General features: G+C 60.8%; 19 protein-coding genes. 18 read left to right on the top strand and 1 reads right to left on the bottom strand.

What is annotated here, in order from left to right:
* The first annotated feature begins 73 nt into the window (after nt 1–73).
* The 18 genes from fliE to flhB all read left to right on the top strand — a co-directional run bounded on the left by fliE (nt 74) and on the right by flhB (nt 15,519).
* Nucleotides 74–403: a flagellar hook-basal body complex protein FliE gene (gene fliE, locus ACM6JM_RS06520; RefSeq protein WP_011333048.1), complete on the top strand. Its 330-nt coding sequence runs from the start codon at nt 74–76 to the stop codon at nt 401–403.
* Between the two features lie 15 nt (nt 404–418).
* Nucleotides 419–2,206 (top strand): flagellar basal-body MS-ring/collar protein FliF, encoded by a 1,788-nt coding sequence (fliF, locus tag ACM6JM_RS06515; RefSeq protein WP_007958290.1) that lies wholly within the window; start codon nt 419–421, stop codon nt 2,204–2,206.
* On the top strand, nt 2,199–3,218 hold the full coding sequence (fliG, locus tag ACM6JM_RS06510) for a flagellar motor switch protein FliG (RefSeq protein ID WP_007958288.1): 1,020 nt from the start codon (nt 2,199–2,201) through the stop codon (nt 3,216–3,218). The genes fliF and fliG overlap by 8 nt, the downstream gene beginning before the upstream one ends.
* Nucleotides 3,219–3,222: 4 nt before the next feature.
* Nucleotides 3,223–4,029 (top strand): flagellar assembly protein FliH, encoded by an 807-nt coding sequence (gene fliH / locus ACM6JM_RS06505; RefSeq protein WP_039765590.1) that lies wholly within the window; start codon nt 3,223–3,225, stop codon nt 4,027–4,029.
* Nucleotides 4,019–5,377, top strand: coding sequence for a flagellar protein export ATPase FliI (gene fliI, locus ACM6JM_RS06500; RefSeq protein ID WP_039765593.1), 1,359 nt, complete (start codon nt 4,019–4,021; stop codon nt 5,375–5,377). Before fliH ends, fliI begins: the two co-directional genes overlap by 11 nt.
* 6 nt (nt 5,378–5,383) lie before the next feature.
* A complete protein-coding gene (gene fliJ, locus ACM6JM_RS06495) occupies nt 5,384–5,833 on the top strand; it encodes a flagellar export protein FliJ (RefSeq protein ID WP_011333052.1) in 450 nt (149 codons plus the stop codon).
* Between the two features lie 101 nt (nt 5,834–5,934).
* Nucleotides 5,935–6,240: an STAS domain-containing protein gene (locus tag ACM6JM_RS06490; RefSeq protein ID WP_039765597.1), complete on the top strand. Its 306-nt coding sequence runs from the start codon at nt 5,935–5,937 to the stop codon at nt 6,238–6,240.
* A 5-nt stretch (nt 6,241–6,245) separates the two neighbouring features.
* Nucleotides 6,246–7,949 (top strand): ATP-binding SpoIIE family protein phosphatase, encoded by a 1,704-nt coding sequence (locus ACM6JM_RS06485; protein ID WP_414881499.1) that lies wholly within the window; start codon nt 6,246–6,248, stop codon nt 7,947–7,949.
* A 30-nt stretch (nt 7,950–7,979) separates the two neighbouring features.
* On the top strand, nt 7,980–8,327 hold the full coding sequence (locus ACM6JM_RS06480) for an Hpt domain-containing protein (RefSeq protein ID WP_414881498.1): 348 nt from the start codon (nt 7,980–7,982) through the stop codon (nt 8,325–8,327).
* Nucleotides 8,328–8,432: 105 nt separating this feature from the next.
* Nucleotides 8,433–9,794 (top strand): flagellar hook-length control protein FliK, encoded by a 1,362-nt coding sequence (locus ACM6JM_RS06475; RefSeq protein ID WP_414881497.1) that lies wholly within the window; start codon nt 8,433–8,435, stop codon nt 9,792–9,794.
* Nucleotides 9,795–10,106: 312 nt separating this feature from the next.
* On the top strand, nt 10,107–10,610 hold the full coding sequence (gene fliL, locus ACM6JM_RS06470; RefSeq protein ID WP_007951946.1) for a flagellar basal body-associated protein FliL: 504 nt from the start codon (nt 10,107–10,109) through the stop codon (nt 10,608–10,610).
* A 9-nt stretch (nt 10,611–10,619) separates the two neighbouring features.
* Nucleotides 10,620–11,588 carry a flagellar motor switch protein FliM gene (gene fliM / locus ACM6JM_RS06465; protein ID WP_003222890.1) on the top strand — a complete coding sequence of 323 codons (969 nt, stop codon included), beginning with the start codon at nt 10,620–10,622 and terminating at the stop codon, nt 11,586–11,588.
* 57 nt (nt 11,589–11,645) lie between these two features.
* The gene (gene fliN, locus ACM6JM_RS06460) at nt 11,646–12,104 is read left to right on the top strand and encodes a flagellar motor switch protein FliN (protein WP_007951948.1); all 459 of its coding nucleotides are present in this window, start codon (nt 11,646–11,648) and stop codon (nt 12,102–12,104) included.
* Nucleotides 12,105–12,563, top strand: a complete 459-nt coding sequence (fliO, locus tag ACM6JM_RS06455) for a flagellar biosynthetic protein FliO (RefSeq protein WP_074687540.1) — start codon at nt 12,105–12,107, stop codon at nt 12,561–12,563.
* A complete protein-coding gene (gene fliP / locus ACM6JM_RS06450; RefSeq protein WP_039765605.1) occupies nt 12,563–13,321 on the top strand; it encodes a flagellar type III secretion system pore protein FliP in 759 nt (252 codons plus the stop codon). Before fliO ends, fliP begins: the two co-directional genes overlap by 1 nt.
* Complete coding sequence (gene fliQ, locus ACM6JM_RS06445; RefSeq protein ID WP_007951951.1) at nt 13,318–13,587, top strand: flagellar biosynthesis protein FliQ; 270 nt, start codon at nt 13,318–13,320, stop codon at nt 13,585–13,587. The genes fliP and fliQ overlap by 4 nt, the downstream gene beginning before the upstream one ends.
* A gap of 3 nt (nt 13,588–13,590) precedes the next feature.
* Nucleotides 13,591–14,376 carry a flagellar biosynthetic protein FliR gene (gene fliR / locus ACM6JM_RS06440; protein WP_039765607.1) on the top strand — a complete coding sequence of 262 codons (786 nt, stop codon included), beginning with the start codon at nt 13,591–13,593 and terminating at the stop codon, nt 14,374–14,376.
* Between the two features lie 3 nt (nt 14,377–14,379).
* Nucleotides 14,380–15,519, top strand: coding sequence for a flagellar biosynthesis protein FlhB (flhB, locus tag ACM6JM_RS06435; RefSeq protein WP_074687541.1), 1,140 nt, complete (start codon nt 14,380–14,382; stop codon nt 15,517–15,519).
* Nucleotides 15,520–15,748: 229 nt separating this feature from the next.
* Here the strand turns inward: flhB and ACM6JM_RS06430 are convergent.
* Nucleotides 15,749–16,593 (bottom strand): hypothetical protein (locus ACM6JM_RS06430; protein ID WP_414881496.1); only part of this gene is annotated, 845 nt, incomplete at its 5' end.

Below are 16,593 nucleotides of genomic sequence, written 5' to 3'. Positions count from 1 at the left end.
ACCGTTGTTGCTAACACCTGAGTACCCGCCGAGTGAGTGTCAAAAAATTGCGGGCCGCCCAAGAGAGTAGACCATGAGCCAAGGTATTGAATTTAATCGGTTGATGATGGACATGAAGGCCATGCAAATGGACGCCATGTCGAAGCCGAAATCGACTTCCGCTGTCCCGGAAGTGGCAGGCAGCAACTTTTCCGACATGCTCGGTCAAGCCATCAACAAAGTGAACGATACCCAGCAGGCGTCGAGCCAATTGGCCAACGCATTCGAGATCGGCAAGAGCGGCGTCGATCTGACGGACGTGATGATTGCGTCGCAGAAAGCCAGCGTATCGTTCCAGGCCCTGACCCAGGTGCGCAACAAGCTGGTTCAGGCTTATCAAGACATCATGCAGATGCCGGTTTAAGGACGAGATTGAGTCATGGCAGAAGCAGTCGCCGATAACGTTCCGGCCAAGGCCACCCCGATAGACGGCAAACCGCCGTTGTTCGGCCTGTCCTTCCTGGAAAACCTCTCCGAGATGACCGTGCTGCGTCAGGTGGGCCTGTTGGTCGGCCTGGCCGCGAGCGTGGCGATTGGCTTTGCCGTGGTGCTGTGGTCGCAGCAACCGGACTACCGGCCTCTGTACGGCAGCCTTGCCGGCATGGACGCCAAGCAGGTCATGGACACCCTGGCCTCCGCCGACATTCCCTACACCGTCGAACCGAATTCCGGCGCCTTGCTGGTCAAGGCCGATGACCTGTCCCGTGCGCGGCTCAAGCTCGCGGCCGCTGGTGTCACTCCCAGCGACGGCAACATCGGTTTTGAAATCCTCGACAAGGAACAGGGTCTGGGCACCAGCCAGTTCATGGAAGCGACCCGTTATCGTCGCGGCCTGGAAGGCGAACTGGCCCGCACCATTTCCAGCCTGAACAACGTCAAGGGCGCGCGCGTTCACCTGGCGATCCCGAAAAGTTCGGTGTTCGTCCGTGATGAACGCAAGCCAAGCGCTTCGGTACTGGTCGAGCTGTACTCCGGTCGTTCGCTGGAGCCAGGCCAGGTCGTTGCCATCATCAACCTGGTGGCCACCTCCGTTCCCGAGCTGAGCAAATCGCAGATCACCGTCGTCGACCAGAAGGGCAACCTGCTGTCGGATCAGGCGGAAAACTCCGAAATGACCATGGCCGGCAAGCAGTTCGACTACAGCCGCCGCATGGAAAGCATGCTCACCCAGCGTGTGCACAACATTCTGCAACCGGTACTGGGCAACGATCGCTACAAGGCTGAAGTCTCGGCTGACGTCGATTTCAGTGCCGTCGAATCGACCGCCGAGCAGTTCAACCCGGATCAACCGGCCCTGCGCAGCGAACAGTCGGTCAACGAACAACGCACTGCCAGCAATGGCCCGCAAGGTGTGCCGGGTGCCTTGAGCAACCAGCCACCTTCGCCGGCTTCGGCGCCGCAGACCACCGGTGGCGCCGCCGCCCCGGCGAGCATGGTGCAGCCAGGCCAGCCACTGGTTGATGCCAACGGTCAGCAGATCATGGACCCGGCCACCGGCCAGCCGATGCTCGCGCCGTATCCGGCGGACAAGCGTCAACAATCCACCAAGAACTTCGAGCTCGACCGCTCCATCAGCCACACCAAACAGCAGCAGGGTCGCCTGAATCGCCTGTCGGTGTCGGTGGTGGTGGACGATCAGGTCAAGATCAACCCGGCCAACGGTGAAACCACACGTGCGCCGTGGAGCGCCGACGAATTGGCGCGCTTCACCCGTCTGGTACAGGACGCCGTCGGCTTCGACGCCAGCCGTGGCGACAGCGTCAGCGTGATCAACATGCCGTTCTCCGCCGAGCGCGGCGAAGTGATCGCCGACATTCCGTTCTACTCCCAGCCATGGTTCTGGGACATCGTCAAACAAGTGCTGGGCGTGTTGTTCATCCTGGTGCTGGTGTTCGGCGTGCTGCGTCCGGTGCTCAACAACATCACCGGTGGCGGCAAAAGCAAGGAGCTGGCCGGTCTGGGCGGCGACATGGAACTCGGTGGCATGGGCGGTCTGGACGGTGAACTGTCCAACGATCGCGTCAGCCTCGGCGGCCCGACCAGCATCCTGCTGCCGAGCCCGAGCGAGGGTTATGACGCTCAGTTGAACGCAATCAAGAGTCTGGTGGCAGAAGACCCGGGTCGTGTGGCCCAGGTCGTGAAAGAGTGGATTAACGCAGATGAGTGATAACCGAGCCGCCGTCGCCAAACTGTCCCGGGTCGATAAAGCCGCGATTCTGCTGCTGTCCCTGGGTTCGACCGATGCCGCACAAGTGCTGCGCCACATGGGCCCCAAAGAGGTCCAGCGAGTCGGCGTGGCCATGGCCCAGATGGGCAACGTCCACCGTGAGCAGGTCGAGCAGGTCATGAGCGAGTTCGTCGACATCGTCGGCGACCAGACCAGCCTGGGCGTCGGCTCCGACGACTACGTGCGCAAAATGCTCACCCAGGCCCTGGGTGAAGACAAGGCCAACGGCCTGATCGACCGCATTCTGCTGGGCGGCAACACCAGTGGCCTCGACAGCCTGAAATGGATGGAGCCGCGCGCCGTTGCCGACGTGATCCGTTACGAGCACCCACAGATCCAGGCGATCGTGGTGGCGTACCTCGATCCGGATCAGGCCGGTGAAGTGCTGGGCAACTTCGACCACAAGGTGCGTCTGGACATCATCCTGCGCGTCTCGTCGTTGAACACCGTGCAGCCGGCCGCGCTGAAAGAATTGAACCAGATCCTCGAGAAGCAGTTCTCCGGCAACTCGAACGCTTCGCGCACCACCCTGGGTGGCATCAAGCGGGCGGCGGACATCATGAACTTTCTCGACAGCTCGATCGAAGGCCAGCTCATGGACTCGATCCGCGAAGTCGACGAAGACCTGTCCGGTCAGATCGAAGACCTCATGTTCGTGTTCAACAACCTGGCCGATGTCGACGACCGCGGGATCCAGGCACTGTTGCGCGAAGTCTCTTCCGATGTGCTGGTGCTGGCCCTCAAGGGTTCGGACGAAGGCGTCAAGGAGAAGATTTTCAAGAACATGTCCAAGCGTGCCGCCGAACTGCTGCGCGACGACCTCGAGGCCAAGGGCCCGGTGCGCGTCAGCGACGTGGAGACCGCGCAGAAGGAAATCCTCACCATCGCCCGCCGTATGGCCGAAGCCGGAGAAATCGTGCTCGGTGGCAAGGGCGGCGAGGAAATGATCTAAGCCCATGGACAAGCATGACGACGATGTGACGGACCTGATCCGTGCCCGGGACGTCCGCGGTTTCGATACCTGGGCCTTGCCCAGCTTCGATCCGCCGGCGCCTGAGCCCGAGCCGGAACCGGAGCCCGAACCGCCGGAAATGGAAGAAGTGCCGCTGGAGGAAGTCCAGCCACTGACCCTCGAAGAGCTCGAAAGCATCCGTCAGGAGGCCTACAACGAGGGCTTCGCCATCGGCGAAAAGGAAGGCTTTCACAGCGCCACCCTCAAGGTGCGTCAGGAAGCCGAAGTGGTCCTGACGGCCAAGGTCGACAGCCTTGAGCAACTGATGGCGCACCTGTTCGAGCCTATTGCCGAGCAAGACACCCAGATCGAAAAATCGCTGGTCGACCTCGTGCAGCACATCGCCAAACAGGTGATTCAGCGCGAACTGGCCATCGACTCGACGCAGATCGAACACGTCATGCGCGACGCGCTCAAGCTGTTGCCGCTGGGCGTGGGCAATGTGCGGCTGTACGTCAATCCGCAGGATTTCGAGCAGGTCAAAGCCCTGCGCGAACGTCATGAGGAAACCTGGCGCATCGTCGAGGACGAAACCCTACTGCCGGGCGGTTGCCGGGTCGAGACCGACCACAGCCGGATCGACGCCAGTATCGAAACCCGCGTCAGCCAGGTCATGTCCAAGCTGTTCGACCAGTTGCATGAGCAGGCCCTGCACCCGGCCGCGCCGGACCTGAGCCTGGACTTGCCGGAAACGCCGAAACCGGCACCGGTCGCAGAAGAGCCGCTCGCGGACGCCCCCGATGCGCCTTGAACGCACCAGCTTCGCCAAGCGCCTGAGCACCTACGCCGAGGCCACCGAAATCGCCGGTGCGCCGATTCTCGAAGGTCGCCTGCTGCGCATGGTCGGCCTGACGCTCGAAGCCGAAGGCCTGCGCGCCGCCATGGGCACCCGCTGCATGGTGATCAACGACGACACCTATCACCCGTCCCAGGTTGAGGCCGAAGTCATGGGCTTTTCCGGCAGCAAGGTGTTCCTGATGCCGGTCGGCAGCGTGGCCGGCATTGCCCCGGGCGCCCGCGTGGTGCCGCTGGCCGACACCGGTCGCTTGCCGATGGGCATGAGCATGCTCGGTCGCGTGCTGGACGGCGCCGGACGGGCGCTGGACGGCAAGGGCGGCATGAAGGCCGAAGACTGGGTGCCGATGGACGGCCCGACGATCAACCCGCTCAACCGAGACCCGATCAGCGAACCGCTGGACGTCGGCATCCGTAGCATCAACGGATTGTTGACGGTCGGTCGCGGTCAGCGTCTGGGTCTGTTCGCCGGTACCGGTGTCGGTAAATCCGTGCTGCTGGGCATGATGACCCGCTTTACCGAGGCCGACATTATCGTCGTCGGCCTGATCGGTGAGCGGGGTCGGGAAGTTAAAGAGTTCATCGAGCACATCCTCGGTGAAGAAGGCCTCAAGCGCTCCGTGGTGGTGGCGTCGCCGGCGGACGATGCGCCGCTGATGCGTTTACGTGCGGCGATGTACTGCACGCGGATCGCCGAATATTTCCGCGACAAGGGCAAGAACGTCCTGCTGCTGATGGATTCCCTGACCCGTTTCGCCCAGGCCCAGCGGGAAATCGCCCTGGCCATCGGTGAGCCGCCGGCGACCAAGGGTTATCCGCCGTCGGTATTCGCCAAACTGCCGAAACTGGTGGAGCGCGCCGGTAACGCGGAGAAGGGCGGTGGTTCGATCACAGCGTTCTATACCGTGCTGTCCGAGGGCGATGACCAGCAGGACCCGATTGCCGACTCCGCGCGGGGGGTACTCGACGGGCACATCGTGCTGTCCCGGCGGCTGGCCGAGGAAGGGCATTACCCGGCCATCGATATCGAAGCCTCGATCAGCCGGGTAATGCCTGCAGTCGTGGCGCCGGAACACATGCAGCGCGCGCAATACTTCAAGCAGCTGTGGTCGCGCTATCAACAGAGCCGCGACCTGATCAGCGTCGGCGCCTATGTCGCTGGCGGTGACCGCGAGACGGACCTCGCCATCAATCTGCAACCGCAACTGGTCAGATACCTGCGTCAGGGGCTCAACGACAAAATCAGCCTGGGTGAAAGCGAGGCGTACCTCGAAACGATTTTCGCCCCGGCGGCCGGCGGGTAACCGGTCATGGCTCTGAGTCGAGCCGCGCGTCTGGCGCCGGTGGTGGACATGGCCGAGAAGGCCGAGAAAACCGCCGTGCAGCGTCTGGGCTACTTTCAGGGGCAGGTGAAAGTCGCCGAGAGCAAACTCGCCGACCTCAACGCCTTTCGTCTGGATTATTCGCAGCAGTGGATCGTGCGCGGCAGCACCGGCGTGACCGGCCAATGGCTGCTGGGTTTTCAGGGCTTCCTGGCGCAACTCGACACCGCCGTCGATCAGCAGCGCCAGAGCCTGCAATGGCACCAGAACAACCTGGACAAGGCCCGTGACGCCTGGCAACAGGCATTCGCCCGGGTCGAGGGCCTGCGCAAACTTGTACAACGCTACCGCGACGAAGCCCAGCGCGCCGAAGACAAGCGCGAACAGAAGCTGCTGGACGAGTTGTCCCAGCGTTTGCCGCGTCATGAGGCGTTTTGACGAGCCGATCTCTGACAGATCCCGACGCTATCGCGCCTTGCCCATGACCCCTCCAAGTGCTACACCTTGTACAGGTTCGTCAATGACAAGGAAGCCAGTACATGTCAGTCGTTACAGAAGTGTCTGCGGATGGGCAAAAGTTGACGATTTCCGTCAAGGGCCGATTCGACTTCGGTCGCCATCAGGAATTTCGCGAGTCCTACGAGCGGCTCACTAAAAAGCCTGACTCCATCGTGGTGGATCTCAAGGATGCCACCTATCTCGACAGTTCGGCCCTGGGCATGTTGCTTCTCTTACGTGATCACGCCGGCGGTGACGACTCGGATGTGCGGGTGGTCAACAGCAATTCGGATGTGCGCAAGATCCTCGCCATCTCCAACTTCGACAAACTGTTCGACATCAGTTGACGGCCATGCAGCCGCAAGAGCCGCTGACGATCCTGATTGCCGAAGACAGCGCCGCTGACCGGCTGTTGTTGTCGACCATCGTCCGTCGTCAGGGGCATGAAGTGCTGACGGCCACTCACGGTGCGGAGGCGGTTGAAGCCTTTATCCGGCAAAAACCGCATCTGGTATTGATGGACGCCATGATGCCGGTGATGGACGGGTTTGAAGCCGCACGCCAGATCAAGAAGCTGGCGGGTGAGAACCTGGTGCCGATCATCTTCCTCACGTCGCTGACGGAAAGTGAAGCCCTGGCCCGTTGCCTTGAGGCCGGCGGTGACGACTTTCTGGCGAAGCCTTACAACCAGGTGATCCTCGCCGCCAAAATAAAGGCGATGGATCGCTTGCGACGTTTACAGGCCACGGTTCTTCAGCAGCGCGATCTGATCGCCAAACACCACGACTATCTGCTCAACGAGCAGCGGGTCGCCAAGGCCGTGTTCGACAAGGTCGCGCATTCCGGTTGCCTGAGTGCACCGAACATCCGTTACCTGCAATCACCCTATGCGCTGTTCAACGGCGACCTGTTGTTGGCCGCGTACACCCCGGCCGGCGACATGCATGTGTTGCTCGGTGATTTCACCGGTCACGGTTTGCCGGCGGCGGTCGGCGCCATGCCGCTTGCCGAGGTGTTCTATGGCATGACGGCCAAGGGTTACGGCCTGGCCGAGACCCTGCGGGAAATGAACGCCAAGCTCAAGCGCATCCTGCCGGTGGACATGTTCTGCTGCGCGACGCTGTTGTGCCTGAGTTTTCAGCGGCGCTCGGTGGAGGTCTGGAACGGCGGCATGCCCGACGGCTATCTGCATTGTCTCGCCACCGGGGAGCGCACGCCGCTGGCGGCACGCCACCTGCCGCTGGGGGTGCTCAGCCCGCAGACTTTCGATGACCGCACCGAGGTTCACCCGATGGCGGTGGGTGATCGGGTGTTCTTGCTCTCGGACGGGGTCATCGACACCTGCGATGCCAACGATCAGTTGTTTGGTGTCGAGCGCCTGCACCAGGTGTTTGCTGCCAATCGCCAGCCGGATCGGCTGTTCGAGGACATCGAGCAGGCGTTGCAGGACTTTCGCGGTGAGGCCCGGGACGATGTGAGCATGGTCGAAGTCAGCCTGCTGGAGGCCGAGCAGATCAATCCATCGGCGCCGGTGTATTCCGACAGCGGCCAGTCCTGTCCGCTGGACTGGTCAGTGAGCTTCGAATTTCGCGGTGCCACGCTCAAGCGCTTCAATCCGTTGCCTTACCTGTTGCAGTTGCTGCTGGAAGTGCATGGATTGCGGGCGCAGAGTGGCGCGTTGTACAGCGTGCTGGCCGAGCTTTATTCCAATGCGCTGGAGCATGGTGTACTGGGCCTGGACTCGAGCCTCAAGCGCGATGCTTCGGGTTTCGCCCATTATTACGAGCAGCGCAATGCGCGCCTCGAGGCCCTGCAGGACGGTTACGTGCGGGTGCATTTGCAGGTGCGGCCGGAAGGCGAGGGTGGTTGTCTAGTGGTGCGAGTCGAAGACAGCGGCCAGGGATTCGACGTCGCGCGCGTGATGGAGCGGCCGCTCGACGATGTCCGTCTGTCGGGGCGCGGTGTCAGTCTGATCCGGCAATTGGCGCGTAATGCCAGTTGGTCAGACGATGGTCGCAGTGCCCGCGTGGAGTTTTTCTGGGAGGCTCTGGCATAATCCGCGCATTCTTGATCAAGGAGTGAACAAGTGGCTGATACACATGTGGACCACGAAGCGCTGAGCGCGCTGCGGGAAGTGATGGAAGACAGCTATCCGGAACTGCTGGATACCTTCCTCGCCGATTCCGAAAATCGCCTGCGCGAGTTGCAGCAGACTGCCGATGCCGACGCATTGTCTTCCGTTGCGCACAGCTTCAAGGGCAGCAGCAGCAACATGGGTGCAACCCGTCTTGCGGTGCTGTGCCAGGAGCTGGAACAGCATGCCAAAGACAAAAGCCCTTCTGAAATCATCAAACTGGTCGCCGATATTCATAGCGAATTCGCCGATGTGCGGCCCGTATATATCGCCGAGCGACAGCGCTCGCTGACGCACTGATTCTGCCGTCGGGCGGTTTTGCAGGTTTCCTGGCGAAACTGGCCCGGCACTTGCAGTCATCTATCCCAACTGTACCTACGATCCCAGTGCAGCGGAGACCGTGCCATGCCTGCAAGCCCCAACATTCTTCTTCAGACCGCCGCCCAGGCCAAGGCGCAAGCTGCCTCGGCCAAATCATCGGCAGTGGCCGCAGAGCCCGGGGACAAGGCCTCCAGCTTCGCTCAGGTGTTCGCCGACCAGGGCGCGAACAAGCCCTCGGTGACCGTCGACAATTCGCTCAAACCTGCCCGTGACAAGGTTGCCGACAACAGCGGCAAGAAAGACCTCGGCAAGGATCAGTCTGCCGCCCCGACGCCGACGGTTGCCGATAGCGGCAAAGCCTTGCCCGCCGACAAACCGGCGACGGCGGCAACGGACGACAAGACCACGGCCGATGACGAAACGGCTGAAACAGCGCCGGCCCCCGTTGCCGAAACGGCGCCGGTGGACCCGGCACTGGTGGCGGCGGTGGAGCCCGTCGTCACGGCACCGGTGGTGGACACGCCGGTCGTCGAGACAGCTGCGCAGCCGGAAACCGACAAACCTGCCGTGGCGGCATTGCCAGGAATGGTCAAGGATCCGGCGCCGGCCACTGACCCGGCCTTCGACCCCGAGGCGGATCCGCTGGATTCGCTTCCCGCCGTGCGCCTGGCCATGGAGCAGAGCGGTCACATTTCCGCTTCCAGCCAGTCCCAGCCCAAAGCCACTCCGGCCCAGGCGCAGGCCGACGGTGAATTGACCTCGGCGCAGAACTTCGCTGCCGGCATGGCCAGCATGCTCGATGTGCAGGCGGACAAGGACAGCACCAGCCAGGGCGGTGAGAAGGCGTTCAGCGGCCTGATCGATGACGGCTTGAAAGACCTGAAGACCGCCACCAGCGACACCCGCGTGGATGATTTCGCCAACCGTCTGGCGGCGCTGACTCAGGCAGCCACACCGAAAACCGCCAACGCGGTGCCGGTGAACCAACCGATTGCCATGCACCAGAACGGCTGGACCGAAGAAGTGGTCAACCGCGTCATGTACCTGTCGAGCAACAACCTGAAGGCGGCTGACATCCAGTTGCAACCGGCCGAGCTCGGGCGTCTGGATATCCGGGTGAACATGGTCCCGGACCAGCAGACCCAAGTGACCTTCATGAGCGCGCATCCGAGCGTGCGTGAAGCCCTCGACGGTCAGATGCACCGCCTGCGCGACATGTTCAACCAGCAAGGCATGGGGCAGGTCGACGTCAACGTGTCCGACCAGAATCGTGGTTGGCAGGGCCAGGGCCAGGAACAGGCGCAGCAGGGGCAGAGTGGTCGCACCAGCGCTGCCGGCGGTCGCCTGGATTCGGCTGAAGAAGAGTTGACCCCGACGGCCGTGGCTGAAGCGGCAGCTACTGCCACTCACGTGATCGGCTCCAGCGCCGTCGACTACTACGCCTGATCAAATCAAAAGCCCCTCACCCTAGCCCTCCCGAAACGTCGGACCGCCCGGAGGGAGAGGGAACTGATTGGGGGATGCTTGAGATGCTCGCTAACCTTATTGTTTGGGCTGAATCCAAGTCGACTCGGTGCCTCAGGTCGATATATCACAACAAGACAACTCGATCGGCTCCCTCTCCCTCCGGGAGAGGGCTGGGGTGAGGGTTGCTTTTGACTTCAGCGTTGTCTCCGCTACTACCTACACTTCTGGCATAACACTTGCTCTTGCCTTGCCGTGCGACTGTGAAAACCCGATTAGTGACGGATTATTGGCATGGCGAAGAGCGAAGCTGCAGCAGTAAAAGACCCCGCAACCAAAGGCAAACTCAAGATGATCATTGCGATCGTGCTCGGATTGCTGCTGGCCATCGGCGCATCTGTGGGGGCGACCTGGTTCTTCATGCACAGTGCCCAGAGCAAGCCCGAGGCGGCGGCCGAAGCGGCCCCGGTCGGCAAGCAGCCGGCGATTTTCGAGCCGATGGCGCCGGCCTTCGTGGCCAACTACAACCAGAACGGCCGTCAGCGCTACATGCAGGTGAGCATCACCATGCTGGCGCGCAATCAGGCGGATCTGGAAGCGCTCAAAGTGCACATGCCGGTGATTCGCAACAACCTGGTGATGCTCTTCTCCGGTCAGGATTTCGCCACGCTGGCGACCCCGGTCGGTCAGGAGATGCTGCGCCAGAAGGCCACAGCCAGCGTCCAGGAAGTGGCGCAGAAAGAGCTGGGCAAAGTGGTGATCGAACAGTTGCTTTTCACTAATTTCGTACTGCAGTAGGAACACGACATGGCCGTGCAGGATCTGCTGTCCCAGGATGAAATCGACGCGCTGTTGCATGGCGTCGACGATGGTCTGGTACAGACCGATAACGCTGCCGAACCCGGCAGTGTCAAAAGCTACGACCTGACCAGCCAGGATCGCATCGTCCGTGGACGCATGCCGACTCTGGAAATGATCAACGAGCGTTTTGCCCGCTACACCCGCATCAGCATGTTCAACATGCTGCGCCGCTCGGCGGACGTTGCCGTCGGTGGCGTACAGGTGATGAAGTTCGGCGAATACGTGCACTCGCTGTACGTGCCGACCAGCCTCAACCTGGTCAAGATCAAACCCCTGCGCGGCACCGCGCTGTTCATCCTCGACGCCAAACTGGTGTTCAAACTGGTGGACAACTTCTTCGGCGGCGACGGCCGTCACGCCAAGATCGAAGGGCGTGAATTCACCCCGACCGAACTGCGCGTGGTGCGCATGGTGCTGGAGCAGGCGTTCGTCGATTTGAAGGAAGCCTGGCAGGCGATCATGGAAGTCAACTTCGAGTACATCAACTCGGAAGTGAACCCGGCCATGGCCAACATCGTCGGCCCGAGCGAAGCGATCGTGGTCTCCACGTTCCACATCGAACTCGACGGCGGTGGCGGCGACCTGCACGTGACCATGCCGTACTCGATGATCGAGCCGGTGCGCGAAATGCTCGACGCCGGTTTCCAGTCGGACCTCGACGACCAGGACGAACGCTGGGTCAATGCCCTGCGCCAGGACGTGCTCGACGTCGACGTGCCGATCGGTGCCACCGTGGCCCGCCGCCAGTTGAAACTGCGCGACATCCTGCACATGCAGCCGGGTGACGTGATTCCGGTCGAGATGCCGGAAGACATGATCATGCGCGCCAACGGTGTGCCGGCCTTCAAGGTCAAGATGGGCTCGCACAAAGGCAACCTCGCGTTGCAGGTTATCGAGCCGATCGAGCGCCGCTGAAGCGGCGCCCTCACTCCCTGATTCTTTTACCGGTTTTTTGCCCGCCGAGGACAAATGATGAACGACGATATGAACACCCAGGACGATCAGGCACTGGCCGATGAATGGGCTGCCGCCCTGGAAGAAACCGGTGAAGCCGGGCAGGCCGACATCGACGCGCTGCTGGCCGCCGATGCAGGTGCTTCGAGCTCCAACCGTCTGCCGATGGAAGAGTTCGGCAGCGTGCCGAAGAACAACGATCCAGTGACCCTCGACGGTCCGAACCTGGACGTGATTCTCGACATCCCGGTGTCGATCTCGATGGAAGTGGGCAGCACCGACATCAACATCCGCAACCTGCTGCAACTCAACCAGGGTTCGGTGATCGAGCTCGATCGTCTGGCCGGCGAGCCGCTGGACGTGTTGGTCAACGGCACCCTGATCGCTCACGGTGAAGTGGTGGTGGTCAACGAAAAGTTCGGCATCCGTCTGACCGACGTGATCAGCCCGAGCGAACGCATCAAGAAGCTGCGCTGAGTGAAAAAGCTTCTGGGGGCGTTGTTCGGCCTGGCACTGGCGTTGCCGTTCAGCGTGCTGGCGGCCGAGCCGGTGGCGACCACGGCAGCGGCGGCTGCGCCGGCCGTCAACAGCGGCGTGGCGGGTCAGCTGACGCAACTGGTGCTGGGTCTGTTGCTGGTGCTGGGGTTGATTTTCTTCCTCGCCTGGCTGTTGCGCCGGGTGCAGCAGGCAGGTCCCGCCGGCAAGGGCCAGGTGATCGAGTTGATCGGTTCCCGCGCGCTCGGGCCGCGTGACCGTCTGATGCTGGTGCAGGTCGGCAACGAGCAGATTCTGCTCGGCCTCAGCCCCGGAACCATCACTGCGCTGCACGTGCTCAAAGAGCCGGTCGAGGTGCCGAGCACCGCCGACAAAGCGACTCCGGAATTTGCCCAGCATCTGTTGAAGATCCTCGGCAAGGATCAGAAGGATAAGAAGTAATGGGTGCGTTGCGCATCGTCTTGACCCTGGCCTTGATGTTGGCCGCGCCGCTGGCATTCGCCGCCGATCCGTTGTCGATCCCGGCGATCACTTTGGGCACCAATGCCGAGGGCGCGCAGGAGTATTCGGTCAGCCTGCAGATCCTGCTGATCATGACGGCGCTGAGCTTCATTCCGGCCGCCGTCATCCTGATGACCAGTTTCACCCGGATCATCATCGTCTTCTCGATCCTGCGTCAGGCCCTGGGCTTGCAGCAGACACCGTCGAACCAGATCCTCACCGGCATGGCGCTGTTCCTGACGCTGTTCATCATGGCGCCGGTGTTCGATCGCGTGAACAACGATGCCTTGCAGCCGTACCTCGCGGAAAAGCTGACGGCCCAGCAGGCAGTGGAAAAGGCTCAGGTGCCGATCAAGGACTTCATGCTCGCCCAGACCCGCTCCAGCGACCTGGAGCTGTTCATGCGCCTGTCCAAACGCACCGACATCGCCACTCCGGATGCTGCGCCGCTGACCATTCTGGTGCCGGCGTTCGTGACGTCTGAACTGAAGACCGCGTTCCAGATCGGCTTCATGATCTTCATCCCGTTTCTGATCATCGACCTGGTGGTCGCGAGCGTGCTGATGGCGATGGGTATGATGATGCTGTCGCCGCTGATCATTTCCCTGCCGTTCAAAATCATGCTGTTCGTGCTGGTGGATGGCTGGGCGCTGATCATTGGCACCCTGGCCAGCAGTTTCGGAGGTGTATCGCCATGACGCCAGAAGTAGCGGTCGACATCTTTCGCGAGGCCCTGTGGCTGACCACCATGATGGTGGCGATCCTGGTGGTCCCGAGTCTGCTGGTGGGCCTGCTGGTGTCAATGTTCCAGGCCGCCACCCAGATCAACGAACAGACCCTGAGCTTCCTGCCGCGTCTGCTGGTGATGCTGGTCACGCTGATCGTCGCCGGCCCGTGGCTGGTGCAGACGTTCATGGAATACATCACCCAGTTGTACAAAAACATCCCGATGGTCATCGGCTAAGCCATGCAATCGCTGCTTCAGCTGACGGATACCCAGATCAGTACCTGGGTGGCGACGTTCATGCTGCCGCTGTTTCGCGTCGCCTCGATGTTGATGGTGATGCCGGTCTTCGGAACCACGCTGGTGCCCCGGCGGATCCGTCTGTACTTCGCCTTCGCGATCACCGTGGTGATCACGCCCAACCTGCCGCCGATGCCGGCGGTCAGCCCTCTGGACCTCAGCGGTCTGCTGTTGATTGCCGAGCAGATTCTGGTCGGTGCGGTGTTGGGCTTCTCTCTGCAATTGTTCTTTCAGGCCTTCGTGGTGGCGGGGCAGATCGTCGCGATCCAGATGGGCATGGGCTTCGCGTCGATGATCGACCCTACCAACGGCGTGTCGGTGGCGGTGATCGGGCAGTTCTTCACGATGCTGGTGACCTTGCTGTTCCTGTCGATGAACGGGCACCTGGTGGTGTTCGAAGTGCTCACGGAAAGCTTCACCACGCTGCCGGTCGGCGGCGGGCTGATGACCACGCATTACTGGGAGCTGGCCGGCAAGCTCGGCTGGGTGCTGGGCGCCGCCTTGTTGCTGGTGCTGCCGGCGGTCACCGCGCTGCTGGTGGTCAACATCGCCTTTGGTGTGATGACCCGCGCTGCGCCACAGCTCAACATTTTCTCTATCGGCTTTCCGCTGACCCTCGTACTCGGCCTGTTCATCGTCTGGGTCGGGCTGGCGGACATTCTCAATCAGTATCAACCGCTGGCCACCGAGGCCTTGCAGTTTTTACGCGAACTGGCACAGGCGCGCTGAGTCATGGCTGAGAGCGAAAGCGGTCAGGACAAAACAGAAGACCCCACGGAGAAGCGCAAAAAGGACTCCCGGGAAAAGGGTGAGATTGCCCGTTCCAAGGAGCTCAACACCCTGGCGATCATGCTCGCCGGCTCTGCCGCGCTGCTGATTTTTGGCGGGATGCTGGCGCAGGATTTGATGGACCTGATGCGCCAGAACTTCACGCTGTCGCGGGAAGTGATCATGGATGAGCGCTCCATGGCGACGTTCCTGATGAGTTCCGGATTGCAGGCATTGCTGGCGATCCAACCGATCATGATCACGTTGTTGCTGGCGGCCTTTCTGGGGCCGATTGCGCTGGGCGGCTGGTTGTTCGCCGCCGGTTCGCTGGCCCCCAAGTTCAGCCGGATGAACCCGGCGGCGGGCCTCAAGCGGATGTTCTCGATGAAGGCCGTGGTCGAACTGCTCAAGGCGCTGGCCAAGTTTCTCATCACCTTGGGCGTCGCGCTGGTGGTACTCAATTCGGACATCGACGACCTGCTGCGCATCGCTCACGAGCCGCTGGACCGGGCGATCATCCACAGCTTGCAACTGGTGGGCTGGAGTTCCCTGTGGCTGGCGTGCGGGTTGATCATCATCGCCGCCGTCGACGTGCCCGTGCAGATCTGGGAGAGCATCAAGAAGCTCAAGATGACCAAGCAGGAAGTGCGCGACGAACACAAGGATCAAGAGGGGCGGCCGGAGGTCAAGCAGCGCATTCGCCAGCTCCAGCGCGAGATGTCGCAGCGCCGGATGATGGCGGCGATCCCGGATGCGGACGTGGTCATCACCAACCCGACCCACTACGCCGTGGCGCTCAAGTACGACGCCGAGAAGGGCGGGGCGCCGATGCTGCTGGCCAAGGGCAGCGACTTCCTGGCGCTGAAGATCCGCGAAATCGCCGTGGCCAATAACGTCATGCTCCTCGAATCGCCGGCGCTGGCGCGTTCGATCTATTACTCCACGGAGCTGGAAGAAGAAATCCCCGGCGGCCTGTACCTGGCGGTCGCTCAGGTACTGGCCTACGTCTACCAGATCCGCCAGCACCGCGCGGGCAAGGGCAAGTTCCCGGAACCGCTCAAGGACGACCTGCCGATCCCGCCGGATCTGCGGCGCGATTCCTGATGCTGATGAAGTAAAAAAACCGCCATCCGGTTAAATCCGGTGGCGGTTTTTTTATGCCCGATGAGCTGTGTTGTTTGTAAGGTCGCTTTCGCGAGCAGGTCGAACCGTAGCTCCCACATCTGGAATGCATTTCTCTGTGGGAGCGAATTTGCTGGTAAATAAATACGTCCCCTTTTTTCTCCTGCTAAACATGTTAAGTAAGTGCCATTCAAATACGTCCCCTTTTTTCTTAGTCTATTTTGAAAGAAAATATCATGAAGCCCTTATCATCATTTCCAGCTTCTGGCGTTGCATCAATATTGAAGTGAGATATGTGTTGGCCTGTAGGTGCTATATATTCGAAAGTTATTGGGTCGTGGAAGGTGGGATAAGGAAGATATCTTGTTGCTATGGGGTTACCATTGACGTCAAAAAAAATGATGGGGTTCGGTTTACCGATATATATGATCTCTAGCTTAATACTTGTGGCAAGGCCTTTCCAACTAAATTTTATTAGCGAATTGCTTGGTATTTGCAGGGCTCTCACGATATTTAGATAGGGTTTTATTGCCGTCGGAATTACTCCGTTTCTTAATACATTTATAATCAAGCCGCTCGCAAGTGTTACGGGTGTGTTTAGATGGAGCTGCTGGTCTGCGGTGTTTTTAAAGTCTTCATATATTGAAATGGAACTTTTTATTATGTAAGAGCGTTGCGGAAAACTCACCGCTTCAGCTTCATTTGCAGATCCGTCCAGATTGACCGCACAGGCAATCGTCAGCTCACTTCCATCTTTTAGTGTTTTCAACCACTCAACCGGCGCGAGCACCGACAATCCATCCGCTGAATCATTGGACTCTCCCGACCTGACGTCTTTGTTGACGGGATCCCCATTCTTGTCAAAGCCTGAACAGGTCACCCAGATCGGTTGCCCTGGCACGAACAGCGGCCATTTCCCTGCGAGAATCCGCGCATCTGTTGTGAGTTCTTGAACCTTCAGCTCTGAACTCGTATTGCCGGCGATATTGGATGTCGGCAAGCGCGGATCATCCTCGGCGATAGATCGGATGGTCAGCGTCAAATCAGTCGATTCGC

It is taken from the genome of Pseudomonas sp. IT-P2 (genome assembly GCF_949767575.1).
Taxonomy (GTDB): domain Bacteria; phylum Pseudomonadota; class Gammaproteobacteria; order Pseudomonadales; family Pseudomonadaceae; genus Aquipseudomonas; species Aquipseudomonas pharyngis.
Note: the sequence above shows the minus strand (reverse complement) of the source record. Positions and strands in the feature narration are given on the sequence as shown.